This window comes from Collinsella sp. CLA-JM-H32B (assembly GCF_040098065.1).
GTDB lineage: Bacteria > Actinomycetota > Coriobacteriia > Coriobacteriales > Coriobacteriaceae > Collinsella.
In genome coordinates this window covers 1-26,745 of sequence record NZ_JBBNNA010000016.1, presented here as the reverse complement: position 1 = coordinate 26,745, position 26,745 = coordinate 1, and the positions used below count along the sequence as shown (strand labels likewise).

Below are 26,745 nucleotides of genomic sequence, written 5' to 3'. Positions count from 1 at the left end.
ACTAGCGTTGGGCGGCGTCTTCTAGGAGGGCGTCCCAGATGGCCAGCGCCGCGGCTGCTTCGGCTACGGGGACGGCGCGCGGGACGATGCAGGGATCGTGGCGGCCGTGGACCGAGAGCTCGGCATTTTCCATAGCGTCCATGTCCACCGTCTGCTGCTCGCGGCCAATGGAGGGCGTGGGCTTTACGGCCATGCGCCACATGACGGGTACGCCGGTTGAAATGCCGCCCAGGATGCCGCCGGCGTTGTTGGACTCGACCTCGATCTGGCCGGTCTCGGCGTCGATGCGATACGGATCGTTGTTCTCGCTACCACGCATGGCGGCGACGGCAAAGCCCATGCCAAACTCCACGCCCTTCACGGCGGGAATCCCAAACGCGATCTGCGCGATGCGGTTCTCGATGCCGTCGAACATGGGGTCGCCGATGCCCGCGGGCAGGCCGTAGATACCGCACTCCACGATGCCGCCGATGCTGTCGAGCTCGTCGCGCGCGGCCAGGATCTCCTCGCGCATGCGACCGGCAGCTGCGGCGTCAATGCACGGCAGGTCGTTCGAAAGGATCGCCTTGCGGTCGGCCTCGCGATAGACCATGTCGTCCATGGGCAGATCGGAGATGCCACCGATCTGCGCGACGTGCGCCATGACCTTGATGCCGCGGGCCTCGAGCGCCTGCAGCGCGATGCCGCCCGCGATGCACAGGGGCGCTGTCAGGCGGCCGGAGAAGTGTCCGCCGCCGGCGACGTCGTGCATGTTGTGGTACTTCACGCGTGCCGGGAAATCCGCATGGCCCGGGCGGGGCTTGCGGCGTAGCTCGGAGTAGTCCTTGGGGCGCGTGTTGGTGTTCTCGATGATCGCGGCGATAGGCGCGCCCGTGGTGTGTCCATCAACTATGCCGGCGATAATGTGGGCGGCGTCGGCCTCGCGGCGCTTGGTCGCGGTCTCGTCACGGCCGGGGGCGCGACGGTCCAAAAAGGCCTGCAGCTGATCCAGGTCAACGGCGATACCTGCCGGAATGCCATCGAGCGAGCAGCCGATAGCGGGGGAGTGCGACTGGCCGAAGATGCTTAAGTGCAAGACGTTGCCAAAGGTCGAGGACATGCTATTCCTCCTCGAGCGTGACCTTGCCGCCCAACAGGCGGTAGTGGTCGAAGAAATCGGGATAGGACTTGTTGACGGCCTCGGCACCGTGGATCACGACCTCGCCGGTGGCGCGACTCGCGGCGATGGCGGCCATCATGGCGATGCGGTGGTCGTTGTGTGAATCGACCTCGCCGCCGTTAAGGGCATCGACGCCCTTGATGATGAGGTCGTCACCGGCGATGCGCACCTGCGCGCCCAACGCGGTGAGCTCGCGGGTGGTGGTGACCAGACGGTCAGATTCCTTGATGCGCAGGCGCGCGCAGTCACGGATGAACGTGCGGCCCTGAGCCAGCGATGCCACGGCCGAGATGACGGGCACCAGGTCCGGAATGTCGTGGGCGCTCATCTCAAAGCCGGCGAGCTTGTCGGACTGTACGGTGGCGGCGTTCGTGGAGCGCACGATGCGGGCGCCAAAGCGCGAAAGCGCGGCGAGCACGTTGCGGTCGCCCTGTGCGGAGCTCAGCGACACGCCCTCGACGGTGATCGGGTCGGTGCCGATGGCGCCGGCGCACAGCCAAAAGGCGGCGTTGGACCAGTCGCCCTCGACGGCTACGCTGCCGGGCGTGCGGTACGAGCCGCTGTTCACGCGGAAGTTCGTGACCTCGGGCTGGCCGTCCTTGGCCGGAATGCGCTCGACGTTGACCTCGACACCAAAGGCCTTCATGGCCTGGATGGTCAGGTTGATATAGGGGCGGCTCTCGATAAGGCCGGTCACCTGCACGCAGGAGGGCTGGGCCAGCAGCGGGGCTGCCAGCAGCAGGCCGGAGATATACTGCGAGCTCACGTTGCCCGGAAGCACAAAGGTGCCCGGGCGCATGCGGCCGCTCGTCTTGAGCGGAAAACCGCCCAGGCCCTGCAGGTCGCAACCGGCGGCGATGATCTCGTCCGAAAGCGGGGAGAGCGGGCGGGCGCCCAGGCGGCCCTGGCCCACGAAGGTGGCCTCCGCGCCCAGCGCGCAGGCGACAGGCAGCATGAAGCGCAGCGTGGAGCCGCTCTCGCCGCAGTCGAGCGTGCCGCCGGCAAGGGCCTTAAGCAGGCCAAATTCAATGCTCTTCATAGTGGGGTGGACCTGGAAGCCGTCCTCGACGGTCTCGATGCGAGCACCGAGTGCCGTGAGGCAGCGCACCGTGGCCTCGATATCGGCGCAGGTGGTGTTGCAGGTAACGTGCGTCTCGCCGTTGGCAAGCGCGGCGCAGATGATGAGGCGATGCGCCATCGATTTGGACGCGATGGCGGGAACGGTGCCCTTGAGCGGGGACGGGGTGATGCGGGCTAACATGCGGATGCGTCTCCCTTCTGGCCGAGGCCCTCGGCAATCAAATCGTGGAAGGTGGAAAGCGGCGTGCGGTCGATGCTGCAACGGCCAATGTCGTGCGGAATTACCAGGTCGATGGTGTCGCCCGCGCGCTTTTTATCGTGGAGTGCCTCGGCAAAGACGGCATCGGCCGAAAGCTCGCAGCGGGTCTTGAGGCCGTGGCGCGCACAGAGCTCCTCGATGCGGCCAGGCAGCTCTGCGTCGCAAATGCCGTGCAGGGCTGCGGCGCGCGTGATGATACCCATGCCAATCGACACACAGTTGCCGTGGCCGAGCTTAAAGTGCTCGCAGGCCTCAACGGCGTGCCCGGCGCTGTGGCCAAAGTTGAGGAGCTTGCGCTGATTGGTTTCGCGCTCGTCGGCAACGACCACGGCGCGCTTAATGTCGATATTGCGGGCGATGATGAGCGCCACACGGGCCACGTCGCGGTTCAGCAGCCCTAGCGTGAGCGGGGTCTTCTCAAGCTCGGCGAAGAGCTCGGGGTCGGCGATCACGGCGTGCTTGACGACCTCGCCGCAGCCGTCGGCGAACTGCTCGGGCGTGAGGGTCGCCAGGCACCCCACGTCGGCGATGACCACGCTCGGCTGCCAAAAGGCGCCGGCCAGGTTCTTGCCGGCTGCCAGGTCGATGGCCGTCTTGCCGCCGACCGACGAATCCACCATGGCGAGTAGGCTCGTCGGGATCTGCACAAACTTGCAGCCGCGCATGTAGGTGGCGGCCACAAAGCCCGCCATGTCGCCCACGACGCCGCCGCCGAGCGCCACGATCACGTCGGAGCGCGAAAGCTCGTGCTCGGCCACAAACTCCAAAATGGCAACGTAGGTCTCGGCACGCTTATGGGCCTCGCCGGCCTCGAAGGTGCAGATGCTTACCTCGTAGCCTGCGGATTCGAGGCTCTGCTTTACGGGCATCTGGTAGAGCGGTCCCACGTTGGTGTCCGTCACGATGACGGCGCGCGAGCCGCCGGCGGTGGCTCGAACGAGCGGGCCGGCCTCTTCCAGCAAAAACGTGCCCACATGCACCTGGTAGGGGCGTGCGGTGTCGATATCGATGGTAATCGCCATAAGCTTCGGTCCTTTCGACCTGGCGTGATAGGTGGTCTAGTGGGAGGCCTCGTCGTCGAGCGCGCGCTTGATGCGGTCGCCCTCGGCAAGGAGGTTCTCCAGATAGCGCTGGTCGCGATCCTTAAGGGCGCGGCTGTAGGCGCCGAGCGATTCGATCAGATGGTCGATCTCGAATGCGAGCGCATCGGCGTCGTCGATCATGAGCTCGGACCACATCTGCGGATTGAGGTGCGCCACGCGGGTGAGGTCGCGGTAGCTGCCGGCCGAAAAGCCGTGGTGGACCTGAGCGGTCGGGCTCTTAACATAGGCATTGGAGACGACGTGCGCGAGCTGGCTCGTAAAGGCGATGACGCGGTCGTGCTCGGCGGCGCTCGTTACGCTGAACTTGCCAAAGCCCAAGGGGCGCACCATCTCGCGCACCTGGCCCAAGAGCTCCAGCTTAAGTGCGTCGTCCACTGCGGGCGGTACAAGCACGAGCGGTGCGCCCTGGAACAGGTCGGCGCGGGAGTGCGCGTAGCCCGAGAACTGCGTGCCCGCCATGGGGTGCGCTCCCACAAAGTAAAAACCGTGCTCGCGGGCAAGCTCAAAGGCGCGCTCGCACACGATGCCCTTGACGCCCACGGTGTCGATCACCACGGGGCCCATGATGGCCTCGGTGTCGGTGGCGTCGGCGAGTGCCTGGGCGTGCGCCTCGAGCCACTCGATGCAGGCCTCGGGGTAGCATGCCAGGACGATGATGTCGCACTCGCCGAGCGTCTCGTCGTTGAGCTCGCCGGTAACGGTTCCCATGCTGGCGGCTGTCATGACATCGTCATCGGGGTCCCAGGCCAGCACGCGGACGCCCGCCTGCGCATAGCCGCGGGCAAAGCTGCCGCCGATGAGACCCAGGCCCACGATGCCGGCGCACTTGGGGCCACCCTGGTTAACGCGTGCGTTTCTCACCGTACCCATGGGCTACTCCTGAACGGTCTCTTGGCAGACGACCTCGCGGATGGCGCGGATGCGGCGCATGGTGTCGTCGAACTGGTCGGGGGTGAGGGCCTGGGCACCGTCGGACCAAGCGTGGCTCGGGTCGTCGTGGACCTCGATCTCCAGACCGTTTGCGCCGCAGGCAGTCGCGGCGAGCGCCATGGGCTCAACATAGCGGGTGTAGCCGGTGGCATGGCTGGGGTCGGCGACGACGGGCAGGTGCGACAGGTGGTGCAGCACCGGCACGGCGTTGAGGTCGAAGGTGTTGCGGGTGCGGGTCTCGAAGGTGCGGATGCCGCGCTCGCACAGGATGACGTTGTCGTTGCCCTCGCTCATGATGTACTCGGCTGCCATAAGCAGCTCGTCGACGGTGCCGGACATGCCGCGCTTGAGCAGGATCGGGGTCTGCGTCTTGCCGACCTCCTTGAGCAGGGGGAAGTTCTGGGCGTTGCGAGCGCCAATCTGCATGACGTCGATCTTCTTGTCGAGGAAGACCTGCACGTCGCGCGGGTCCATGATCTCGGTGACGATCGGCATGTCGAGCTCGGCGGATGCCTCGCACAGCAGGTCCAGGCCGGCGGGACCCATGCCCTGGTAGGCGTACGGGGAGGTGCGGGGCTTGTAGGCGCCGCCGCGCAGCATCGTGGCGCCGGCGGCCTTCACGCGGCGGGCGATGCGGATGAGGTTCTCGCCCTCGACGGAGCACGGGCCGGCGATGACCTGGAACTGGTCGCCGCCGATCTTGACGCCGTGGCCGCAGTCGATGACGGAGTCCTCGGGGTGGAACTTGCGGTTGGCGCGCTTGAACGGCTCGGAGACGCGCTGCACGCGCTCGACGACGTCCATGGACTCGAGCAGGAACGGGTCGATCTTAGTCGTGTCGCCCACCAGGCCGATGATGGTCTCGTTCTCGCCGCGCGAGACGTCGGTCTTGAGTCCCTTTTTCTCAATCCAACTAACAATGTGGCTTACGGCCTCGTCGCTGGCGCTCTGCTTTAAAATCGCAATCATGGTGTGCCTCTCACCTCGATGGATAGCCCTTGCAAAAACGGCCCGCATCGCGAGCCGTATTATATGGTGCATGAGAGTTTATACTATCTGACTCGCTTTTGCCGCCTAAAGCGCGCCGTCGCGGCGCGTCTCCCACGTAATTGCAAAGCTTTTTCTATTATTTTGTTAGCCCGTGGCGCACTTGGGTATAATGCCTACCGTTCGCCCTATTAGCTCAGGGGATTAGAGCGTCTGCCTCCGGAGCAGAAGGCCGTTGGTTCGAATCCAACATGGGGCACCATCGAACGTAAGACCGTCCGAACCTCGCATGGTCCGGGCGGTTTTCTTATACCGACGCGACATGATGGGACGTGGTATGGCAACAACGGATATCGAGCGCGGACTCTCGACCGCCGAGGTCGAGGAGCGCATCGCCGCCGGTAAGATCAACCGCAACATGGAGCTCAAGACCAAGTCGGTCCGCGAGCTCATCATCGAGAACCTCTGCACGCTGTTCAACTTGATCAACGTGGTCTTGGCGATTTTGGTGTTGCTGACCGGTTCGTTTAAGAATCTGACGTTCCTGTTCGTGGTGTTCTTGAACACGGCAATTGGCGTCATTCAGTCCATGCGTTCCAAGCGGATGGTCGACAAGCTTACGCTGCTCACCTCTAAGAAGGCCATCGCGGTGCGCGACGGCGCCGAGGTGGAGCTCGACCTGGACCAGATCGTGCTCGACGATATCATTCGCCTGGGGCGCGGTGACCAGATTCCCGCCGACGCCGTGGTAGTGTCGGGCGAGGCGCTCGTCAACGAGAGCCTACTGACGGGCGAGAGTGATCTTATCAAAAAGCAGCCCGGCTCCGAGCTCATGAGCGGCAGCTTTATCGACTCAGGCCTGCTGCGCGCCCGCGTGATCCATGTCGGCGCCGATAACTACGTGGCAAAGATCAACAACGAGGCCAAGTACGTCAAAAAGGTCAATTCCGAGATCATGAACGCGTTGAATGCCATCGTGCGGTTCGCGAGCATTATCATGATTCCGCTTGGTCTGGCGCTCTTTGCCTCGAGTGTGAGCGAGCTGTGGGATGCCGCGGGAACCCCGGGCGATAGCGCACTTTCTTGGTGTTTCTCCGAGCTGCTGGCCGGCCGTGTGCCTTCTTCGGCGCTGCTGTCCACGGTTGGTGCCCTGCTGGGCATGATTCCGCAGGGCCTGGTGCTGCTGACCTCGTCGGTGCTCGCGATCGCCACGGTGCGCCTGGCGCGTCGCAAGGTGCTGGCACAGCAGCTCTACTGCATCGAGACGCTCGCGCGCGTCGACGTTTTGTGCCTGGACAAGACGGGCACCATCACCTCGGGCCGTATGGAGGTCGAGGGCACCTACCCGCTGCCTGTTGAGGGTGTTGGCTTTGGCGCGGACTCGGACGAGGCGGCTGTCCCCGTCGAGACCACGGTGCTCGACTTTGCGCTTGCCAACGTAGCACGTGCGACCTCGGCAGATGCCAACGAGACCTGCCAGGCGCTGCTCAACTACTACGCCGATCGTCCGGTCGAGGTGTCCGAGCCGCTGTCGGTCATTCCGTTCTCGTCGTCAAAAAAGTGGAGCGGCGCGTCGTTTGCGCAGGGCTCCTATGTGATGGGCGCCGCGCAGTTTGTGCTCTCTGATCGCGCATTTGCTCAGGTCGAGAATCGCGTGGCCGAGCTCGCCGACACCTGCCGCGTGCTCGTGGTGGCGCGCGTGGACGGCTTTACGCCCGATGGCGATATGGTGGGCGAGGCCGAGCCCGTGGGCTTTGTGACCATCCGTGACGAGATCCGCACCTCGGCGGCCGAGACCATCGGCTACTTTAACGAGCAGGGCGTGACCCTCAACGTGATCAGCGGCGACGACCCTCGTACGGTGTCCTCGATCGCGCGCGTGGTGGGCGTGCCCGGGGCGGATGCCTACGTGGACGCCACGACGCTCGATACGCCGTCCAAGATTGATGCGGCGGTGGACCGTTACCACGTCTTTGGACGTGTGACGCCGCAGCAGAAGCGCGAGCTCGTACAGGCGCTCAAACGCCGCGGGCACACCGTGGCCATGACGGGCGACGGCGTCAACGACGTGCTGGCGCTCAAGGAGGCCGACTGCTCCGTGGCGATGGCCGCCGGCTCCGATGCCGCGCGCAATGTGGCCGAGATCGTGCTCGTCGATAACGATTTCGCCTCGATGCCCGCTGTGGTGGCCGAGGGCCGTCGTTCTATCAATAACCTGCAGCGCTCTGCCGCGCTCTTTCTGACTAAGACGCTGTTCTCGATGGGCCTGGCCGCGCTGTGCATCGCGCTGCCGCCGTACCCCTTCGAGCCCATTCAGATGACGCTCATCAACTTCTTCTGCATCGGCGCGCCGGGCTTTGTGCTGGGCCTGGAGCCCAACAACGCCCGCGTGAAGGGGTCGTTCTTGACCAACGTGCTTAAGCGTGCGCTGCCGGCGTCGATTGCGGTCATTTTGGCCGCGGCACTCGATATCTTTGTGGCACGCGTATTTGGCTTTAGCCAGCTTACGCTTTCGACCATGTGCCTGCTCACGTCGTGCGCGGCGAGTGTCAGCCTGATCTGGCGTATCTCGCAGCCTCTCACGCCCTTGCGCGTGGTGCTTTTCGTGTTTGTCGTCGCCGGTATTTTGACGGGCGTTATCGGGTTCCCGGGGCTGCTGTCCATCGCCAATCTGTCGATGGGTCAGATGGTCATCTTGGCGGTTATCGTTGTCTTTACCTGCGCAGTGTTCTTTAAGCTTGCCACGATGATGGACTCGCTTAAGCCCCGTCGCCGTCATGCGGCTACCGGCTTTGGCCGTGGCGTGCGCGTTCGCCTGGGTCGCGGCGGCGGCAAGGTGAGTTCGACGGGATCGACTGCCGGGCGTTTTGCCAAGCGCGTTGCCGCCGATATGGCGCAGCGCCGTGAGGCCCGCACTGTCCGCGAGGCCGAGGCTCGTGCACTCGAGGGCGTGGCCCAGGCCCAGCCCAAGAAAAAGAAGGGCGCCGGTGCCAAGCGCTCCCGCGTGACCAAATCGGCCCAGGGCATCAAGGTATCGATGCCCAGCAAGAAGAATAAGCCCGTAAAGAAAGACTAGCCCCAACGCCTCCCTAAGTTGCGGTGAAATAGGGACTGTTTAAGCGTTCTAACCTCCTATTCAGTCCCTATTTCACCGCAACTTAGGGGTGAGCGGGGATGTTGAATTGGTGCCTTGCGCTTGTGGGGCCGTGTCGATGTTATGCTCTAACCTCAATTGTTTGAATTGCTTCGGAAAGAGGATGCCGTGATCTGCCCGCATTGCCTAAAGACCATCGAGGACGGCGCCTCGTTCTGCCCCTATTGCAACGCATATGTTGGTCCGGGCGATGGCCCCGAGCATACCGAGTTCGTGTTCTGCGACGGCTGCGGCGCCCGTCTGTCCCCGCATGACCGTACCTGTCCCAAGTGCGGACGCCCCGCGCCAGGCATCCTTTCCGAGGACGCGGCCGCATCCGACCTGGCCGCAGGGCGCACGGCCGGCTTTCCGCGCCTGACGCAGGAGCAGATCGATACCGAGGTGCCCCACGCACCGGCATCTGCCGCGGCGGTGCTCTCCGACGCAGCCGACCCCAACGAGACCTGCGTGCTGCCTGCCTTCGATAAGGACTTTGGCATCCCCAAGGTTGATATCCCCACGCCGGTGTCCCTGCGCGATGATGCCCAGCCCAAAAAGCAAAAGCCCAAGCGCAAGGTTCACCCCGACGAGGATGCCTATCACAAGCACAAGCGCCATATCCCCAAACCGCTCATTGTCATCGCGGTGCTCGCCGCTGTGTGCGGTGGTGTCTATTGGTTTGTGACTGCCGATCCCATGGGCGTCATGCCCGGCTTCTACGACCAGTTTGGCCAGGCCGCCAAGACCACCTTCCCGTCGCGCCAAAAGGGCGAGGCAACCGAGAAAGAGCCCAAGCAAGAGGATGCGTCCGAGGTCGTTCAGGAGGAGACCGTCTTAACCGACGACCAGCTCTACACCAGGCTCGACGGCCTGTACCAGACCATCGTGTCGTACAGCGACGATGATCAGATCGGCGAGGTCATCGATTCGTTTAATAACGGCTATCTGCGTACGCCGCTTTCCACCCGCCAGGAGCTGTCGCAGAGCGCCTATGCCCTGCGCGACCAGATTAAAAGGACCCAAGATGAGCTCAACAACCTCAAGGTTCAGGACGACACGGTCTATGCGGAGGACATCGATCATCTAAAGCAGCTTGCCCAGTGGATGTACGAGCGTGTCGACGTGATCTGCCAGAGCTGGGATATCTCGCTGTCCATTCCCGACGGCGAGTCGCTGAGCGCCCGTCAGAGCGAGATCCTGGCGCCCATCGCACAAGGCGGCAACAGCGCGCTTAACCAGTACGACGCCAACGTGAGCGCCTGGAGGCCGCAGCAGCGTTCGTAATTTGTTGCCCTCCGGCGGCATAACCTGCGTGCGCAATTGATGGAAGCCCGTGCTTATTGCTACAATTCGTACAAATATGCTTTAAACGCACGAGGAAGGAACCACATGTTTGGTTTTAAGAAAGAGCTCTATACGCCCGAGTACCAGCTCGTCGGTGACGAGTGCGCGGTGATCGAGACGTCGAAGGGCACCATCAAGGTCAAGTTTGACGGTGAGGGCGCCCCCATCCATGTGGCGAACTTCTGCGAGCTTTCCACGATGGGCTTCTATGACGGCCTTAAGTTCCATCGCTATGTGCCCGGCTTTGTGATCCAGGGCGGCGACCCCAATACCCGCGATATGTCCGGCGCCGACGTCGCTGCCGGCCTTGAGGGTCCCGACGGCATGCCCGGTACCGGCGGCCCCGGCTACTGCATCAAGGGCGAGTTTGCCACCAATCCGCGCAACAGCCATGTTGACGGCGCGCTTGCCATGGCCCGCTCTATGGATCCCGATTCCGCGGGCTCGCAGTTCTACTTCTGCCTGGGCGCCCAGCACAACCTCGACTCCGGCTATACCGTCTTTGGTACCACGGTCGAGGGCCTCGACGTCATCTCGCAGCTGCGCGCCGGCGACGAGATCGTTCATGTCGAGATCGTTCACGAGTAAAGGGGACTTCCTTGAATAGCCAGCTGATCCAACAGGGCCGCGCCGCTTATCGCGCGGGTGATTTTTCCGCTGCCGCCCAGATGCTTGGCGCGGCAAAGACTCCCAACGAGATCATGGGTGAGGCCGACCACCTGCGCGGCAACGCCCTGATGCATCTGGGCATGTACGCCGAGGCCGCCGAGGCCTACGCCGCCGCCCTCAACGACGGCGCCTATGGCAAGCGCGGCGCCCTGCTCACCAACCGCGGCAAGGCACTCGCCGCGGTGGGCGACTACGCCACGGCTGCCCAGGCGTTCTCTGCAGCTACCCAGGACGCTTCCTACGCCACGCCTTTTAAGGCCTACCTGGGTCTGGGCAACGCGCTGTTCCAGTCGGGCGACTATGCCAACGCCGGTACTGCCTTCCGTCAGGCTGCCATCGACGGCGCCAACCCGGCTCCTGCCGCCGCCCTCGGCGATCTGGGCCGCTGCTTCATCAAGCTCGGTCGCCCTGCGGACGCCGTTGAGACCTACCGCACGGCTATCGACTTTGCCGGCCCGCGCGACGATACGCGCGCCCTCAACGCCGGCATGGGCCAAGCGCTTTCCGCCGCCGGCCGTCCCTCCGATGCACTCGATGCCTTTAACGCCGCTACCGCCGACGGCATCTACCAGCTCACGCCCGAGCAGGCTGACGAGCTTGCCCGCGTGCACGACTCGCTCGCCGCGCTTTCGGCCCAGACGGCCATGTCCACGGCCCCGGCTCCCGCGATGGACGCTCCCGCTGTCGACCCGCTCGATCCCACGGGCGCGACCGGTCAGTTTATGCCCGACCCCTCTGACACTGGCTTCTTTACGCTGTCTGAGTCCGAGATGGTCCAGCAGGACCGCAAGCAGGCCAAGGTTCGTCGTCGCCACCGCCACACGGGTCTCAAGATCTTCCTGGTAATGCTTCTGCTCATCGTGATCGCTGCCGGCGGTCTTGGCTATGCTTATACGCGCGGCATGGGCTGCCCCTCGCAGGAGTCCGTCATCACCGACCTGTTCCAGGCTGCCGGTGACGGCGATACCGCCAAGGCCGAGTCCTGCCTGGCCTCGAGCCTGTCCGAGGACGCCAAGGCGATGATCATCTCCTCGATCCCGCAGGGCGCCACCGTCTCCATCGAGGGCATGGATCAGTCCATGACCGAGACCACCGCCAAGGTGAAGGCTTCGCTGTCCAAGGGCGGCGAACAGGAGTACACCGTTAAATTCGTGCGCTCCGACAACCATATCGGTTGGGCCGTTTCCTCCTTCGATATCGATTTCTCGGCCGCTGACAACCAGTAGTGACCTTATGAGATTTGGCTCTGCCCGGCGCTTCACCGCAAGTGAGGTGCCGGGCTTGCGCTAGTATGATGGGCTAGTAGTTTTCCAGCAATCATCCAACACATCAGGAGTTGCGTTGTTTTCTTTGATGGATATGTTCTTCGGTAGCTATGCGGGCGATCTCGCCATCGACCTCGGCACCGCCAATACGCTCGTCTCCGTGCGCGGCAAGGGCATCGTCATCCGCGAGCCCTCCGTTGTCGCCATCGACAAGAACGACGAGCGCATCCTGGCAGTCGGCATCGAGGCCAAGCGCATGCTAGGCCGTACGCCCGGCAACATCGTGGCCGTTCGTCCCCTTAAGGACGGCGTCATCGCCGACTTCGATGTCACCGAGGCCATGCTTCGCTACTTTATCGACAAGGCTTCCGAGAAGCGCTATCCGTGGACTCCGCGTCCGCGCGTCGTCGTCTGCGTTCCCTCCGGCGTCACGTCGGTCGAGAAGCGCGCCGTCTTTGAGGCCACGATCCAGGCAGGCGCTCGCCAGGCCTATCTGATCGAAGAGCCCATGGCGGCCGCCATCGGCGCCGACCTGCCCGTCGAGGAGCCTACGGGCTCCATGGTCATCGATATCGGCGGTGGCACCACCGAGGTCGCCGTTATCGCTATGGGCGGTATTGTCGTGTCGCAGTCTATCCGCATTGCCGGCGACGAGTTCGACCAGGCTATCCTCACCCATGTTCGCGATGCTTACAACCTGGCTATCGGCGAGCGCACGGCCGAGGACATCAAGATTAAGGTCGGCTCCGCCGTGCCGCTCAAAGATGAGCTCGACGTCGAGGTCAACGGCCGCGACGTTATCACGGGCCTGCCCAAGACCGTGCGTATCGAGAGCGAGGAGATTCGTCGCGCGCTCAACAAGCCGCTCGACGAGATGGCCAAGGCCGTTAAGGACGCTCTGGACGCCACGCCGCCCGATCTTGCCTCGGACCTTATGTACTACGGCATTCTGCTGACCGGTGGCGGTGCGCTGCTACGCGGCCTTGACGTGCGCCTGCGCGACGAGACCGGCGTTTCGGTCAACGTCAGCCCCACGGCGCTCGATAACGTCGTAAACGGCTGCGCCCGCGTGCTCGAGGCCAACGCTTTTGACGGTGGCTTCGTCCAAACCAATGCTTAATTTCCAAAAGGTGGATTCCATTTGGCACGATCTTCGGGTTTCTCTCCAAATCTGAATACCAAGCGACAATCAACGGGTATGCGCCCGTTGATTGTTTTCAGCCTGATTTCGGTGTTGCTGCTCACGTTTTATATCCGTGAGGGCGAGGCCGGGCCGATTCATGCTGTGCGCTCGGGTGTAACGACGATTACCTCGCCGGTGCGCTTTTTGGGCTCGGCTGTGGCGGCTCCCTTCAACGCGATCGGCAACGTGTTCTCCAACCTCACGGCTTCGCAGGAGTCGCTCGCTGACCTCAAGAAGCAAAACGAGGTGCTGACCTCTAAGGTCGCAGAGCTTTCCGAGGCTCAAAAGACTGCCGAGCGCCTGGAGGGCCTGGTCGGGCTGCAATCGACCTACAACCTTAAGTCGACCGCCGCTCGTATTGTCGGCGCGTCGGGCGATGCCTGGACCTCGACCGTTACCATCGACAAGGGATCTGCCGACGGCCTGACCATCAACATGCCCGTGACGAGTTCTGCCGGTGTTATCGGCCAGATTATTGAGGTATCGGCCAAGACCTCTACCGTGCGCCTGATTGGTGACGAGAACTCGGGCGTGTCGGCTATGGTGCAGGACACGCGCGCCCAGGGTATGCTGCAGGGCCAGCCCGATGGCACCCTGCGCCTTGAGTACGTGAGTGTTGACTCCGACGTCAAAGTCGGCGACATCATCGTGACCTCTGGCATTGGCGGCGTGTTCCCCAAGGGCCTGCCGCTCGGCACTGTTTCCTCGGTGGAGAAGTCGGCCAACGATGTGTACTACACCATTGTGGTGCGTGCCCAGACCACGGCAGAGAATAACGAGGAGGTGCTCGTCATCACCTCGTTGACCGACGAACAGTCGGCCTCGGATGAGGACGTGAGCACCGCTAATAGTACGCCGCAGGGAACGTCGCGCGATGCTGCGACCAAGACGAAGGACGAGAGCTCGGATGACAGTTCCGACACGTCCGAGACGACCGATTCCGGCTCGAGCGAATAGGGGGCATGTCCATGGATCTACACGAGCAGGGGGCGAGCTCCCGCACGTTTGTAATCGCCGCCATTGTGTGCGTGCTGCTGCAGGCAGGCCTGGCGCCGCAGATCTCCATTGCGGGCGGTCGCGTCAACTTTATGATTATCCTGGTGTGCCTGAGCGTGTTCTCGGGCGATCCCACACGGGCTGTCGTCTGCGGTTTTTGCAGTGGCCTGTTCTATGATCTTTCCGCTGCCGTTCCGGTGGGCGTTATGTCGCTGCTGCTGACGGTGGGCAGTTTTGCCCTGGTGCACAGCGCGGCCGGTCAGACGAGCGGGTCCCCGAGCGCGCGCGGTATTACCGTGGGCGCCTTCGCGCTTGCCATCAATGTGGTCTACAGCATCATCTTGCTGTTTATGGGTCTGGAGACGAGCTTTGTGGTGGCTGTTTTTGGACACGCCCTGCCGTCTTCGATCCTGACGGGTCTGGTTGCCATTCCGTTTTTGATGTCCGGTGTCGTGCCGCAGTCCGGTTACGGATTCTCCGCACGCGGTGGTCATCAGACGGGTATGCGCTTTAAGCCCAAGACCCGCAAACTCAAATAGGGGAGGCTCAAAGATGTCTTCCCAGATGACGGTTATCATCGCCGGTATCGTGCTGGTCGTGGCCATTGTGGTCGCGCTGGTCATCATGCGCCGCGGCGATTCCCGTTTTACCTACGACACGCAGCATGGAACGGCCCCGCGCGCCACTGAGGGCGAGGGCAATACCGCCGCGACCGCCTTCAAGGGTCGCTTCTCCATCCTCACCGCCGGCGTGGGCGCGATGTTTGCCGCGCTCGCCGTCAAGCTGTGGGGCATGCAGATGGTCTCGTCGGACTACTACGACAAGCAGGCCAAGAGCAACCAGACCCGTACCGTCACCACGCCGGCTGTGCGCGGGCGAATCCTTGATCGCAATGGCGTGGCACTTGTGCAAAACCGTCCCTCACTTGCCGTTGTTGCCTATCGCGACCTGGCCGATGACACCGTGCTGGTGCATCACCTCGCGAATGTGCTCGGCATGCCCTACGTCGCGGTTCTGCGCAACATTCAGGACAATTCCGAGGGCGCTCAGAGCCTGCATACCATCGCGACGGACGTGCGCCGCTCCACGGTTGCCTATATCAAGGAACATGCCGGCGAGTTCCCGGGCGTGAAGATTGCCGAGCGCACCGAGCGCCAGTACCCGTACGGCGAGACGGCTTGTCACATTTTGGGCTATACCGGCACCATTACCTCCGAGCAGCTCGAGGCGCAGAACAAGAAAGCTTCGGGCGATAACGATAGCGCCGCCGGTCAGATTACATACCAGTCGGGTGATATCGTGGGCCAGGCGGGCGTCGAGAGCTACTACGAGAACTTGCTGCAGGGTATTCGCGGCGAGCAGACGGTGAAGGTCGATGCTTCGGGCAATGTGACCGGTCAGGCCGGCGCCGTGCCCGCCAAGGCCGGCTCCGACATCAAGCTCACGCTTGACCTCAAGATTCAGCAAGCCTGCGAGACGGCGCTTGCAAGTGCCATTGAGCTCGCTAAGACCACAGGCCACAGCGACGCCGGCAATGGTGCCGTGGTGTGCCTCGACCCCAATAACGGCGAGATTCTGGGCATGGCCAGCGAGCCCAAGTTCGATCCTTCGGTGTTTATCGGCGGCGTCTCCAACGATGTTTGGACCGAGCTCAACGATGACGAGGGTTCGCATCCGCTGCTCAACCGTGCCATTAGCGGCCAGTACATGTCGGCTTCGACCATTAAGCCGCTCTCGGCGCTGGCTGGTCTTGAGTTTGGAACCTACACTTCAACGCAGACAACCAACTGCACCGGCTATTGGACGGGTCTGGGCAAGTCGTGGGGCAAGCGTTGCTGGCTTCAATCCGGACATGGTGTCATGACGCTGCAGTCCGGTATCGCCAATTCCTGCGACCCCGTGTTCTACGACATGGGCAAGGCGTTCTTTTATGACGAGCAACATCCCGAGGGCCTGCAGGAGGTCTTTCGTCGCTGGGGCCTGGGCAAGACCTGCGGCATCGACCTGCCGAGTGAGGGCACGGGCCGTATTCCCGATGCCGAGTGGAAAGAGTCTTACTTTACCGACGCATCTGCCGAGGACCGCAAGTGGAATGCCGGCGATATGACCAACATTGCCATCGGCCAGGGCGACATCCTGGTGACGCCCCTGCAGATGGCGTGCGCCTATATGGGTCTTGCCAACGGCGGCAAGCAGTATGTGCCGCATGTGTTTTTGTCAGCCGTGTCGCGCGATGGCGACGGCGACGCCTACAAGTACAACGGCAAAGGCAAAAAGAAACGCCTTCAGGCCAAGATCAACAGCGATTCGGATTTGGCTCTTGTTCGCAATGGCATGCACGACGTGATTTACTCCGCGTCGACTTCGACCGCCGCGCACTTTAACTCCCTGACCCCCACGGTCTACGGCAAGTCCGGCACGGGCGAGAAGAGCGGCGAGGACGATTACGCGTGGTTTTGCGCCTACGCGCCGGCCGATGACCCCAAGTACGTGATTGTCACCGTCTTGGAACAGGGTGGTGGCGGCTCCGATACCGCGCTGCACGTCGTGCGCGATGTCCTCGGTGCGATTTATGACGAGCCCGACACTTCGACGGCTACGGGCGATTCCTCGGTTCGATAGGAGGTTGCGATGGACTTTTCGCCGGCGGACCTGTTCCGCTCAACCAAAACCGGCTCTCGCAGCAGCCTGGACCGCGTTAACAAGCAGCTCTCGGCCTCGCGCGGCACGTTCCGCCAAAAGGTGCACATCGGTGTGCTGCTGGCTGCCGTTGCGCTCGTTGCCTATGGTGCCATCATCATTTGGTCGGCCTCGCAGTTTAAGGCCGATGCCTCGTTCTCGCGACACCTGCTGGGCATTGGCATTGGCGCGGTTCTGGCGGTACTCGTCTGGCGCACCGACCTGCGCGGCATTTCCAACTTTTCGACGGCCCTGCTCGTCATCGATCTCATCGTGATCTTCTCGCCTAAGATTCCGGGCCTGTCCTATACGGGCGGTCTGGGCATGACGGGCTGGATCAAGATCCCCGGTGTCGGCCTGACCTTCCAGCCCGTTGAGCTCGCCAAGCTCATCACCATCTTCTTTATGGCCACGCTTGGCTCGCAGTACAACGGGCGTATCGATACCGTTCGCGACTACATTAAGCTCTGCGGTATGCTGTCCATTCCGTTCTTGGCCGTCGTCGCCATGGGCGACCTGGGCTCGGGCCTGGTCGTGCTGGTCTCGGGTGCCATCGTCATCTGCATGAGCGGTGCACGCCGCGAATGGGTGCTGTCGACCTTGGCCCTGCTGGTTGGTTTGATTGCGCTCATCTTGGCGCTCGACTCGGTCTTTGATTCGCTCCTTGGACACGACGTGCTGATCAAGCAGTATCAGATGAACCGTCTGACAGTCTTCATCGACCCCGACAAAGCCGATTCGGATGATGCCTACAACCTGCAGCAGTCGCTCATTGCCGTCGGCTCGGGTGGCTTCTTTGGTAAGGGCCTGGGCCACGCGACTCAGTCGGCCGGTGGCTTTCTACCCGAGTTCCACACCGATTTCGTCTTCGCCTTCCTGTCCGAGACGTTCGGCTTCTGCGGCTCCTTTTTGCTCCTGTGCCTCTACGTGCTGCTGATCTTCTCGACGATCCGCGTTGCCTTTAAGTGCGAGTCATTGTTCTTGCGCCTATCGTGCGTGGGTATCGTCGGCATGTGGGCGTTCCAGACCTTCGAGAATATCGGCATGTGCATTGGCATGATGCCGATTACCGGTATTCCGCTGCCGTTTATTAGTTTTGGTTCGTCGTCGATGATGATTCAGTTGCTGACGGTGGGTATCGTACAATCCATATGGCGGCATCGTTCGGGCGCCGCGTAACCGCTGGAGGGGTTTGCCATGAAGATTCCCGTAGATAAGTTGACCAGCGCTTTTAAGATGGGCGCGTCTGTTAAGAAGGATTCCGATACACCGGTGCGTGTCTCGGTTTACCTTGATTCGACCGCGTCTCCCTTTTTGGTCGAGACGGTGCGCGATGCCTTTGTGCCGCAGACGACTTCGGGCATTGTGCGTGTTGATCGCCTGGGGGAGGACCGTATCGTTCCCAAGGCCGATACCGACGTGGTGTTGGTCCTCTCGTGCGGATCCGACCGCCTGGAGAGTGCTGTGCAGGAGCTCGTGATTGCCGGCGCGCCCGTGTGCGTGCTTGCCGAGTCCGCCGTCGAGGTGCCGTTCGTTGAGGAATCTACGCCCATGCTCGGCGTGGTGGCGGCGACCGATAAGACCTATTTGCTCGAGACGCTTGCCCGCTGGATCCTCGATCGTACGGACAAGGAGACGGCTTTTGCCGCCAACTTTGCTTTTATGCGCATCGCGGCGGCAAATCGCATCATTACCTCGTGCGCGCTCACCAACATGGCGACGGGCGCCTTGGTGTTTTTGCCGGGTGCCGACTATCCCGTGATGGTGCTGGCGCAGGTGGGCATGCTCTTTGAGCTGGCGGCCATCTTTGGACGCGGCATTAAGCCCGAGCGCGGCTATGAGGTCGCGGGCGTGCTTGCCGGTGGCCTGGTGATCCGCGCCGTCACCCGCGCCCTGGTAAAGCAGACGCCGCATATTGGGTTTGCCGTCAAGGCGCTGACCGCCGCCGCGGGCACCTATGGCATGGGCCGTGCGCTCGTTTCGCTGTATGAGCGCGACATCGACTACAGCCGTGCCAACGAGGTGGCTGCCGCCACGTTCTCGCGCGTCCGCGACCTGGTGACCATGGTCGCCGGTGCCACCCGTCCCATGAGTCCTTTCGAGGATGCATCCGATCTCGCTGCTTAGGGGTTTCTTTTGCGCGTTCCATACCAAGACTGTTTTCATCTGATCGACCCGTTGCTTGCAAAGGTCGAGAAGCCGAGCCGCTATATCGACCATGAGTGGGGCACGCTCTCCAAGGCCGATGCCGATTACCGCTGCTGCATGATCTATCCCGATGTCTACGAGGTGGGCCTGCCCAACCAGGGCATCGCCATTCTCTACAACATCCTTAATCAGGCCGAGGGCATTTCCTGCGAGCGCGGCTATGTGCCGTGGCCCGATATGGGCGATGCCATGCGCGAGGCTGGTATCCCGCTGCTGTCGCTCGAGGGCGCAGCGCCCGTGGCCTCGTTTGATATCGTCGGTATGCACGTGCCGCACGAGATGGCCGTGACAAACTTTCTCGAGGCGCTCGATCTCGCTGGCATTCCGCTGCTTGCGGCCGACCGCACCGAGGACGATCCCATTATCATTGCTGGTGGCCCCTCGGTCTATAACCCCGAGCCGTATGCGGCCTTCTTTGATGCCATTCTGATCGGCGAGGGCGAGGAGTCGCTGCTCGAGATCTGCCAGCTGCATCGCCGCTTGCGCGACGAGGGTGTCTCGCGCGCCCAGATTGTCGAGCAGCTCGCGACGGTCGCCGGTACCTATGTGCCGTCCCTGTATGAGGTGCGCTATGACGAGCCATGCTCGCCGCATGGCTACACCGTGCCGCGCGAGGGCAAGGACGTCCCGCCGGTAGTCTACAAGCGCGTCGTCGAGGACTTTGGCGCAACCAATCCGCTTTCTCAGTCGTGCGTGCCGTATGCGCAGCTCGTCCACGATCGCCTGTCTATCGAGATCCTGCGTGGCTGCGCCCGCGGCTGCCGTTTTTGCCAGGCCGGCATGACATATCGTCCGGTACGCGAGCGCTCGGCCGACCAAATCGTGTCATCGGTGATCCAGGGCTTGGAAAAGACTGGCTATGACGAGGTGTCGCTTACCTCGCTTTCGACGACCGACCACTCCTGCATCCGCGATGTGCTCGGTAGGCTCAACCGTCGCCTGGAGGACACGGGCATTCGCGTGTCCATTCCGTCGCAGCGCTTGGACTCGTTTGGCGTTGATATGGCCGAGTCGGTCGCCGGCGAAAAGAAGGGCGGCCTGACGTTCGCGCCCGAGGCGGGCAGTCAGCGTATGCGCGACATCATCAACAAGAACGTGACCGAGGAGGACTTGGATCGCGCGGCCAAGGCGGCCTTCGAGGCCGGCTGGAACCGCATGAAGCTTTACTTCATGATGGGCCTTCCCGGCGAGCGCGACGAGGACATCGTGGCTATCGCCAACCTGGCCGATCACGTGCTGGAGCTCGGCCGCTCCGTGGTGCCCAAGGCGCGCCGCGGCTCCATCTCGGTGTCTATCTCTGTTTCGGTCTTTATCCCCAAGGCGGCAACACCTTTCCAGTGGTGCCCGCAGCTCGATTACGACGACGTCAAGCGCCGCCAAAAGCTGCTCATCACGAGCGTGCGCAACCGCGCCGTACGCGTGCATTACCACGATGCCGAGACCTCGCTTATCGAGGCCGCGCTCTCTCGTGCCGGTCGCGATATGACGCCGGTCATCATCGACGCCTGGCGTGCGGGCTCGCGCTTCGACGCCTGGGTGGAGCACTTCTCGCTCGACAACTGGAAGGAGGCCGCTGCCAAAAACGGCATCGACCTCAACGAGCTGGTGCACCTGCCCTACGAGCTGGACTGGCGCCTGCCCTGGGAGCACGTGAGCCCCGGCTGCTCGCGCGGCTTCCTCGAGCGCGAATACCGCCGTTCGCTCGAGGGCGTCACGACGCCCGATTGCACCCGCACGTCGTGCACCGGCTGCGGAATCTGTCCCACGCTCCACGCCAAGAACGTATTGATGGGTGATCGCGCATGAGTGAGCGCTTGACCGACAATCCCACGCTCTTTAGGCTGCGCGTTCGCTACGGCAAGCGTGATCGCCTTAAGTATTTGGGCCATCTGGAACTAATCCATACCATTGAGCGCATCGTGCGCCGTGCGGGCCTGCCCTATGCCGTGACGCAGGGTTTCTCGCCGCATATGCGCGTGGGCTTTTCGTCGGCGCTGCCCGTGGGCACGTCGTCGACCTGCGAGTGGTATGACCTGTTTATGACCGAGTTCGTCGCGCTTGACGAGGCCTTTGAGCGCCTGGCCGCGGCGTCCCCGGCAGATTTGGCACCCATCGAGGCCGCCTACATCGACGTGCGCACGCCGGCGCTGACGGCTCAACTTACGCGTCTGTCGTACCGCATCGACTTGCACCTGGACCCCGAGGCCCCCGTGAGCGCCGACGAGGTGCGTGCTGCGATCGACACGCTGCGCGCGGGTCATGGCATTGACTATGCGCGCGGCAAAAAGAGCAAGCGTCTTGATCTGGACCATACGCTCGTTGGCTATGAGCTCGCGGCGGGGGAGCGTGAGGACCATCTGGTGCTCATGCTCGACACCCATGCCGACAACGAGGGCTCCATGCGTCCGGAGATTTTGCTTTCTGCTGCTGATGTTTTGTTGCAGGGCTTGACCCCGGGCGTCGATGCACCTATTGTTTCCACCGGTATGCAAGACCTCGTGACCATCTGCTCCTACGATGTCGAGCGTCAGAATCAAGCATGCGAGGACGACGAGGGCCGACTCGTCAGCCCCATACCTGTGCGAACTTGTGGATTTGCTCCACATACTCGTTGACGGGGGTATTATCGCCTGCTACTATATTCGGCTGTTGCACTAACTGATGCATGAAGGGCAAGTAAACATGTACGCAATCGTTAACACGGGCGGCAAGCAGTACAAGGTCGCCACCGACGATGTCATCACCGTCGAGAAGATCGAGGGCAATGAGGGCGACAAGGTCACCCTGCCGGTCATCTTCCTCAACGATGGTAAGAAGATCGTCACCGATCCCGACAAGCTGGCCAAGGCCAAGGTTACCGCTCAGATCGTTGAGCAGTTCAAGGGCGAGAAGCAGCTGGTCTTCAAGTTCCACAAGCGTAAGCGCTATCGTCGTCTGAAGGGTCACCGTCAGCAGCTCACCAAGCTGAAGATCGTGAAGGTCCAGGCTACGTCCCGCGCCAAGAAGGCTGTCAAGGCAGAGGCCGAGGCTGTTGCCGAGGCTCCCGTCGCCGAGTAGATTACACTCGTAACGAAAGAGTAGGTATACACAATGGCACACAAAAAAGGACTCGGTTCCTCCCGTAATGGCCGTGACTCCCGCGGTCAGCGCCTTGGCACGAAGCGCTTCGCCGGCCAGACGGTAACCACGGGCACGATTCTCGTCCGTCAGCACGGCACGCACATCCACCCGGGTGAGAACGTTGGCCGTGGCAAGGACGACACGCTGTTCGCGCTGGTCGATGGTACCGTTGAGTTCCACAAGGGTATCAAGCACAGGGTCAGCGTACGCCCGCTCGCGAACGCGTAATTCACCCTTCATAGAGCACATATGTGGGAGGCACTTGAGTTTTAGGATTCAAGGGTCTCCCTCTTTTTGTAGGAGGCGATTCTGTTGTCACAGTTCACCGATATCAGCCGCATTAACGTGTGCGGCGGCGACGGCGGTGCCGGATGCATGTCGTTTAGGCGCGAGGCCTTTGTCCCCAAGGGCGGCCCCGATGGCGGCGACGGCGGTCGCGGCGGCAATGTCGTCATCCAGGCCGATGCTCAGCTGTCTTCGCTGATCGATTACCGCTTTAAGCATCACTTTCGTGCCGAGCGCGGAACGCACGGTCAGGGCGCCCGCCGCAACGGCAAGAGTGGCGAGGACCTGATTCTTAAGGTTCCCATGGGCACCGTGGTGCGCGAGCTCGATCCCGAGACGCAGACCCCGATGTTCGAGATTGCCGACTTGGTGCATGATGGCGAGCGCGTTGTCGTGGCCCCTGGTGGCGCCGGTGGTCTGGGCAATACGCACTTTGTGACATCGGTGCGCCGTGCGCCCGCGTTCGCCCAGTTGGGCGAGCCGGCCGAGGAGCACTGGATTGAGCTCGAGATGAAGCTCATGGCCGATGCCGCGCTCGTGGGCTTCCCCTCGGTGGGCAAATCCTCGCTTATCGCGCGCATGAGTGCCGCCCGACCCAAGATCGCCGACTATCCGTTTACCACGCTCGTGCCCAACCTGGGTATGGTGCGTGCCGGCGAGTACTCCTATGTCGTTGCCGATGTCCCCGGCCTTATCGAGGGTGCGAGCGAGGGCAAGGGCCTGGGCCATCAGTTCCTGCGCCACATCGAGCGTACGGCACTCATCATGCATGTCGTCGATATGACGGGCGGTTTTGAGGATCGCGATCCGGTCGAGGATTATCGCATCATCAACCGCGAGCTCGAGCAATATGGCGCCGAGCTTTCGGAGCGCCCTCAGATCGTCGTCGCTAACAAGTGCGATGCGCCGGGCACGGCTGACAAGATCGCTGACCTCAAACGCGCTGCGCTCGACGACGGACATATGTTCTTTGCCGTGTCTGCTGTGACGGGCGCCGGCCTCAACACGCTGATGCTTGCCGTGGGCGAGCAGGTGGCCAAGCTGCGCGCCGAGTTGGCTGTCTCCGATGAGCCGGTCGATCTGCGCGACGATGAGTGGGAGCGCCGCCGCCTGCAGCGCGAGAAGCGGTTCCGTATTGTTCAGGAAGAGCCCCATGCCTTCCGCGTGGTCGGTCGCGCCATCGAGCGTATGGTCATCCAGACCGACTGGGAAAACGAGGAAGCCGTCATCTACCTGCAGCATAAGTTTGCGCGCATGGGTGTTGACGACGCGCTCGAGAAGGCCGGCTGCCGTGCGGGCGACGAGGTCCGCATTTGCCAGCGCGCCTTTGACTTTGAGGGCGCCGAGGACTTCTCGGAGTACGAGGAGGAGCTTGAGGACGAAGGCGTTGAGGTTATTGACGTAGCGGCCGAGGGTTCGGACGTGGCTGATGTCACCGAGGGTTCCGAAGGCACTACCGAAGTCGACGTTGTTGAGACCCCGGAGGGCGAGTAAGCCATGTCGCTGCGCGGTGGAATCGGTCTGCCCGAGCTTCCTCTAGAAGACGGGCAGGAGTTTAGGCTCGGCATTATGGGTGGTACCTTTGACCCGATTCATTACGGGCACTTGGTTACCGCCGAGCAGGCGCGCGAGTCGCTCGACTTGGACGCCGTGCTCTTTATGCCGGCCGGCTCTCCCGCCTTTAAGCTCGACAAACCGGTGACGCCTGCCGAGGACCGTTATGCCATGACGGTCCTCGCCACCGCTGCGAATCCGGCTTTTTTGGCGAGCCGTTTCGAGATCGACCGTCCTGGCGTGACCTATACGGCCGATACGCTTCATGCCCTTCGCGACTTTTACCCGCCTCAGGTAAAGCTCTACTTTATTACGGGCGCCGACGCGATTATCGATATTGTTACCTGGCATGATGCCGACCGAATCGCCGAGCTTGCCACGTTCATTGCGGCGACGCGACCGGGCTTTGATATCGATACTGCTCGCGCGCGAATCAAAGAGTCGGGCCTGCCGTTTGACGTGCGCTATATCCAGATTCCGGCGCTGGCGATTAGCTCGACCAACATTCGTAAGCGAGTTGCCCGTGGCATGAGCGTGCGCTATCTTACGAGCGAGTCCGTGCTCGGCTATATTCGCAAGCGCGGGCTGTATACCGATCTGGGTCAAGAAGATTTTGAGTGATGGGGGTCTACGTTGTCGGTAGAGGATCAGTTTGAGGGCGATGAGCGCGCGCTGCTCAAGCGCATTCAAGAGCTGCTCGATGTGCGTATGAAGGATAAGCGCAAGCGCTACGTGCATTCGCTAGGGGTTGCCGAGACCGCGCTGCACCTAGCCGAGGTATACGGTGTCGACCGCTTTAATGCCGCTGCCGCCGGCCTGATCCATGACTGGGATAAGGTGCTCTCCGACGACGAGCTGGTCACGCGCGCTCTGCATTACGGCATTAAGATTGCCGGCTCTCCGTCTGCCGCGACGCCGCTTTTGCATGGACCGGTTGCCGCCTATGAGCTTCCGCAGCTTTTTCCCGAGCTGTCGCCGGCGGTCTTTCAGGCTGTCGACCGTCACACCGTGGGCGCCTGCGACATGACGCCGCTCGATATGGTGGTCTTTGTTGCCGATGCCATCGAACCCAACCGCCATGGTGATTATGCCCACGCGCTGCGCAAGATGGTGGGGGAGTCGACGCTTGACGAGTTGTTCTTCTCCTGTTTTGCACAGGGTCTGGTCTATGTGATCCAGTCCGGGCGCTATCTTTATCCCACGGCTATTACGATTTACAACCATTACGCCCAGCTGCGCTAGCTCGGGTGCGTCTAGAAAGAGGTATTCCATGGCCGACGAGACCATGACCGACGAGCAGATTCTTGAAGGTGTGGAGCACAAGAGCTTCGTTGCCACGTCCGACCGCACTGCCGCCTCGCTGTCCGCGAGCGGTGTCGCCGCCGAGGATGTCGCCCGCGCCGCCGCGCAGGCCGCCTACGACAAGAAGGGCGAGGACGTGCAGGTGCTAGATCTGACCGAGCTCTCCGACGTGTGCGACTACTTTGTGCTCGCCACCGGTACCAATAACCGTCAGGTCGATTCGATTGTCGACGAGATCGAGGAGAAGGTCGCCGAGGCTTGTGGTGAGCACCCGTTCTCCATCGAGGGCCGCGAGCAGAAGACCTGGATGCTCATGGACTACGGCTCGGTCGTCGTTCACGTCTTCACCCCCGAGGCACGCGACTTCTATCGTCTCGAGAAGCTCTGGGGCGACGCTCCCCAGCTTCCCCTCAACCTCCTCTAAATGATTTTTCTGGGACGGGGATAAATAAATCATTCCTACCGTTCACCGAACCGCTCATCTTTGTTGGGCGGTTCGGTTTTTTCTTTTCCCTTCTTTTGTATGCTGTAGCTATCGCAAACTCGGAAGGGAGGGCTTCGATGACTCGCGTTGCCCGTGTGTTATCCGAACTCGGTCATTATCATGTTATGGTCAAAGGTTGTGCTGACCAGCTGATCTTTGAGGACGATGACGACCGCTACTATTTCCTCAATCTGATGAGTCAGCGATTTACATCCGACCATATTCGGTTGCTTGCTTGGTGTTTGATGGACAATCATGTGCATCTGCTATTTGATGACCCCGAAAATCAAATGAGTGCTGCGATGCACGCCATAGATACAGCGTATGCGATGCGATTTAATTTGAAGACAGGCAGGCGTGGGCCAGTTTTTCAAGAACGCTTTAAGAGTGTTGTTATTTCCGATGATGGGCAGTTGCTCCGTTGCGTTCGTTACATTCACGACAACCCAGCGAAGGCAGGCATATCTTCTGCACCCATGTATCGGTGGAGTAGCTTCCACGAGTATTTCGGTACGCCTGAAATCTGCGATTGCAGTGATATTGTCGAACTTTTTGGTGGTTCTGAGGCGTTTTACCTTACAAGTACAGACGGTAAGCCCAATCCGTATTATTTGCCTGAAGGCAAACACGTTTCCGATATGGATGCTTTGGAAGTCGCACAGGCTCTATTGGCTCCACTTGAGCCCTACCAGCTCAAGACGTTGCCGAAGCAAGAACGGAATCGTCTGTTAGCAATGCTGAAACATCGAGGCTTTACGATTGCCCAGATTTCGCGCATTACGGGAATCGGGACAAATATTATTCAGAGGGCGAAATGAGGCCTGAAATGATTATTTCATCCCCGTCCCAAAATAATCAAAAGCACCGATAGCGCCAGAATGATTTTTTAAGGCTCTGTTAGACCAGGATTGACATACATGTGTCCCCACGGTGCCATATCGTTGACCCCGTAGACCGCGATGATGGGGGCAGCATGAACGCCGAAGACCTGGTCCTCAACTTCAA

General features: G+C 61.8%; 24 protein-coding genes and 1 tRNA gene. 20 read left to right on the top strand and 5 right to left on the bottom strand.

Annotation, left to right across the window (positions count from 1 at the left end):
• Position 1 precedes the first annotated feature (1 nt).
• Genes aroC through aroF form a run of 5 tightly spaced genes read right to left on the bottom strand, consistent with a single transcriptional unit; the run spans position 2 to position 5,500 of the window.
• A complete protein-coding gene (aroC, locus tag AAA138_RS08455; RefSeq protein ID WP_349090438.1) occupies positions 2-1,099 on the bottom strand; it encodes a chorismate synthase in 1,098 nt (365 codons plus the stop codon).
• Position 1,100: 1 nt separating this feature from the next.
• Positions 1,101-2,420, bottom strand: coding sequence for a 3-phosphoshikimate 1-carboxyvinyltransferase (gene aroA, locus AAA138_RS08450; RefSeq protein WP_349090437.1), 1,320 nt, complete (start codon positions 2,418-2,420; stop codon positions 1,101-1,103).
• Entirely contained in the window at positions 2,414-3,520 is a 1,107-nt protein-coding gene (gene aroB, locus AAA138_RS08445; RefSeq protein WP_349090436.1) for a 3-dehydroquinate synthase, read from the bottom strand. The genes aroA and aroB overlap by 7 nt, the downstream gene beginning before the upstream one ends.
• A gap of 36 nt (positions 3,521-3,556) precedes the next feature.
• Positions 3,557-4,471, bottom strand: a complete 915-nt coding sequence (locus AAA138_RS08440) for a prephenate dehydrogenase/arogenate dehydrogenase family protein (protein WP_349090435.1) — start codon at positions 4,469-4,471, stop codon at positions 3,557-3,559.
• 3 nt (positions 4,472-4,474) lie between these two features.
• The gene (aroF, locus tag AAA138_RS08435) at positions 4,475-5,500 is read right to left on the bottom strand and encodes a 3-deoxy-7-phosphoheptulonate synthase (protein WP_152078478.1); all 1,026 of its coding nucleotides are present in this window, start codon (positions 5,498-5,500) and stop codon (positions 4,475-4,477) included.
• Between the two features lie 203 nt (positions 5,501-5,703).
• Between aroF and AAA138_RS08430 the strand changes: the two genes are divergently transcribed.
• From AAA138_RS08430 to AAA138_RS08335, 20 genes are all read left to right on the top strand, one after another.
• A tRNA-Arg gene (locus AAA138_RS08430) sits at positions 5,704-5,780 on the top strand.
• A gap of 75 nt (positions 5,781-5,855) precedes the next feature.
• Complete coding sequence (locus AAA138_RS08425; RefSeq protein ID WP_349090434.1) at positions 5,856-8,594, top strand: HAD-IC family P-type ATPase; 2,739 nt, start codon at positions 5,856-5,858, stop codon at positions 8,592-8,594.
• A 186-nt stretch (positions 8,595-8,780) separates the two neighbouring features.
• Positions 8,781-9,935: a zinc ribbon domain-containing protein gene (locus AAA138_RS08420; protein WP_349090433.1), complete on the top strand. Its 1,155-nt coding sequence runs from the start codon at positions 8,781-8,783 to the stop codon at positions 9,933-9,935.
• Positions 9,936-10,040: 105 nt separating this feature from the next.
• The gene (locus AAA138_RS08415; RefSeq protein ID WP_055249980.1) at positions 10,041-10,583 is read left to right on the top strand and encodes a peptidylprolyl isomerase; all 543 of its coding nucleotides are present in this window, start codon (positions 10,041-10,043) and stop codon (positions 10,581-10,583) included.
• 11 nt (positions 10,584-10,594) lie between these two features.
• Positions 10,595-11,890 (top strand): tetratricopeptide repeat protein, encoded by a 1,296-nt coding sequence (locus tag AAA138_RS08410; protein ID WP_349090432.1) that lies wholly within the window; start codon positions 10,595-10,597, stop codon positions 11,888-11,890.
• A 127-nt stretch (positions 11,891-12,017) separates the two neighbouring features.
• Positions 12,018-13,049: a rod shape-determining protein gene (locus AAA138_RS08405; protein ID WP_006236061.1), complete on the top strand. Its 1,032-nt coding sequence runs from the start codon at positions 12,018-12,020 to the stop codon at positions 13,047-13,049.
• 78 nt (positions 13,050-13,127) lie between these two features.
• Positions 13,128-14,069, top strand: a complete 942-nt coding sequence (gene mreC / locus AAA138_RS08400; protein WP_349090430.1) for a rod shape-determining protein MreC — start codon at positions 13,128-13,130, stop codon at positions 14,067-14,069.
• Between the two features lie 11 nt (positions 14,070-14,080).
• On the top strand, positions 14,081-14,647 hold the full coding sequence (locus AAA138_RS08395; RefSeq protein ID WP_349090429.1) for a rod shape-determining protein MreD: 567 nt from the start codon (positions 14,081-14,083) through the stop codon (positions 14,645-14,647).
• Between the two features lie 13 nt (positions 14,648-14,660).
• Positions 14,661-16,730, top strand: a complete 2,070-nt coding sequence (gene mrdA, locus AAA138_RS08390; RefSeq protein ID WP_349090428.1) for a penicillin-binding protein 2 — start codon at positions 14,661-14,663, stop codon at positions 16,728-16,730.
• 9 nt (positions 16,731-16,739) lie between these two features.
• Complete coding sequence (locus AAA138_RS08385; RefSeq protein WP_349090427.1) at positions 16,740-17,966, top strand: FtsW/RodA/SpoVE family cell cycle protein; 1,227 nt, start codon at positions 16,740-16,742, stop codon at positions 17,964-17,966.
• An 18-nt stretch (positions 17,967-17,984) separates the two neighbouring features.
• Positions 17,985-18,914, top strand: coding sequence for a hypothetical protein (locus AAA138_RS08380; RefSeq protein WP_349090426.1), 930 nt, complete (start codon positions 17,985-17,987; stop codon positions 18,912-18,914).
• A 9-nt stretch (positions 18,915-18,923) separates the two neighbouring features.
• Positions 18,924-20,801, top strand: coding sequence for a TIGR03960 family B12-binding radical SAM protein (locus tag AAA138_RS08375; protein ID WP_349090425.1), 1,878 nt, complete (start codon positions 18,924-18,926; stop codon positions 20,799-20,801).
• Entirely contained in the window at positions 20,798-21,610 is an 813-nt protein-coding gene (locus AAA138_RS08370) for a TIGR03936 family radical SAM-associated protein (RefSeq protein WP_349090424.1), read from the top strand. Before AAA138_RS08375 ends, AAA138_RS08370 begins: the two co-directional genes overlap by 4 nt.
• A gap of 67 nt (positions 21,611-21,677) precedes the next feature.
• Positions 21,678-22,052 carry a 50S ribosomal protein L21 gene (rplU, locus tag AAA138_RS08365; protein WP_035138585.1) on the top strand — a complete coding sequence of 125 codons (375 nt, stop codon included), beginning with the start codon at positions 21,678-21,680 and terminating at the stop codon, positions 22,050-22,052.
• Between the two features lie 33 nt (positions 22,053-22,085).
• Positions 22,086-22,343, top strand: coding sequence for a 50S ribosomal protein L27 (rpmA, locus tag AAA138_RS08360; RefSeq protein ID WP_089573443.1), 258 nt, complete (start codon positions 22,086-22,088; stop codon positions 22,341-22,343).
• 84 nt (positions 22,344-22,427) lie between these two features.
• On the top strand, positions 22,428-23,894 hold the full coding sequence (gene obgE, locus AAA138_RS08355) for a GTPase ObgE (protein WP_349090422.1): 1,467 nt from the start codon (positions 22,428-22,430) through the stop codon (positions 23,892-23,894).
• A gap of 3 nt (positions 23,895-23,897) precedes the next feature.
• Positions 23,898-24,575, top strand: a complete 678-nt coding sequence (nadD, locus tag AAA138_RS08350; RefSeq protein WP_349090420.1) for a nicotinate-nucleotide adenylyltransferase — start codon at positions 23,898-23,900, stop codon at positions 24,573-24,575.
• Positions 24,576-24,662: 87 nt separating this feature from the next.
• Positions 24,663-25,196 carry a bis(5'-nucleosyl)-tetraphosphatase (symmetrical) YqeK gene (gene yqeK, locus AAA138_RS08345; RefSeq protein ID WP_349090464.1) on the top strand — a complete coding sequence of 178 codons (534 nt, stop codon included), beginning with the start codon at positions 24,663-24,665 and terminating at the stop codon, positions 25,194-25,196.
• Between the two features lie 28 nt (positions 25,197-25,224).
• A complete protein-coding gene (rsfS, locus tag AAA138_RS08340) occupies positions 25,225-25,680 on the top strand; it encodes a ribosome silencing factor (RefSeq protein WP_035138582.1) in 456 nt (151 codons plus the stop codon).
• A gap of 137 nt (positions 25,681-25,817) precedes the next feature.
• Entirely contained in the window at positions 25,818-26,558 is a 741-nt protein-coding gene (locus AAA138_RS08335; RefSeq protein WP_349090419.1) for a transposase, read from the top strand.
• Positions 26,559-26,745 lie beyond the last annotated feature (187 nt).

Coding starts and splice junctions, on each gene's coding strand:
- nadD (WP_349090420.1), top strand. CDS start 23,898: ATGTCGCTGCGCGGTGGAATCGGTCTGCCCGAGCTTCCTCTAGAAGAC.
- AAA138_RS08425 (WP_349090434.1), top strand. CDS start 5,856: ATGGCAACAACGGATATCGAGCGCGGACTCTCGACCGCCGAGGTCGAG.
- aroA (WP_349090437.1), bottom strand. CDS start 2,420: ATGTTAGCCCGCATCACCCCGTCCCCGCTCAAGGGCACCGTTCCCGCC.
- aroC (WP_349090438.1), bottom strand. CDS start 1,099: ATGTCCTCGACCTTTGGCAACGTCTTGCACTTAAGCATCTTCGGCCAG.
- AAA138_RS08380 (WP_349090426.1), top strand. CDS start 17,985: ATGAAGATTCCCGTAGATAAGTTGACCAGCGCTTTTAAGATGGGCGCG.
- AAA138_RS08370 (WP_349090424.1), top strand. CDS start 20,798: ATGAGTGAGCGCTTGACCGACAATCCCACGCTCTTTAGGCTGCGCGTT.
- rpmA (WP_089573443.1), top strand. CDS start 22,086: ATGGCACACAAAAAAGGACTCGGTTCCTCCCGTAATGGCCGTGACTCC.
- rplU (WP_035138585.1), top strand. CDS start 21,678: ATGTACGCAATCGTTAACACGGGCGGCAAGCAGTACAAGGTCGCCACC.
- AAA138_RS08335 (WP_349090419.1), top strand. CDS start 25,818: ATGACTCGCGTTGCCCGTGTGTTATCCGAACTCGGTCATTATCATGTT.
- AAA138_RS08415 (WP_055249980.1), top strand. CDS start 10,041: ATGTTTGGTTTTAAGAAAGAGCTCTATACGCCCGAGTACCAGCTCGTC.
- AAA138_RS08405 (WP_006236061.1), top strand. CDS start 12,018: ATGGATATGTTCTTCGGTAGCTATGCGGGCGATCTCGCCATCGACCTC.
- AAA138_RS08440 (WP_349090435.1), bottom strand. CDS start 4,471: ATGGGTACGGTGAGAAACGCACGCGTTAACCAGGGTGGCCCCAAGTGC.
- mreC (WP_349090430.1), top strand. CDS start 13,128: ATGCGCCCGTTGATTGTTTTCAGCCTGATTTCGGTGTTGCTGCTCACG.
- mrdA (WP_349090428.1), top strand. CDS start 14,661: ATGTCTTCCCAGATGACGGTTATCATCGCCGGTATCGTGCTGGTCGTG.
- aroB (WP_349090436.1), bottom strand. CDS start 3,520: ATGGCGATTACCATCGATATCGACACCGCACGCCCCTACCAGGTGCAT.
- yqeK (WP_349090464.1), top strand. CDS start 24,663: ATGAAGGATAAGCGCAAGCGCTACGTGCATTCGCTAGGGGTTGCCGAG.
- aroF (WP_152078478.1), bottom strand. CDS start 5,500: ATGATTGCGATTTTAAAGCAGAGCGCCAGCGACGAGGCCGTAAGCCAC.
- rsfS (WP_035138582.1), top strand. CDS start 25,225: ATGGCCGACGAGACCATGACCGACGAGCAGATTCTTGAAGGTGTGGAG.
- AAA138_RS08385 (WP_349090427.1), top strand. CDS start 16,740: ATGGACTTTTCGCCGGCGGACCTGTTCCGCTCAACCAAAACCGGCTCT.
- AAA138_RS08395 (WP_349090429.1), top strand. CDS start 14,081: ATGGATCTACACGAGCAGGGGGCGAGCTCCCGCACGTTTGTAATCGCC.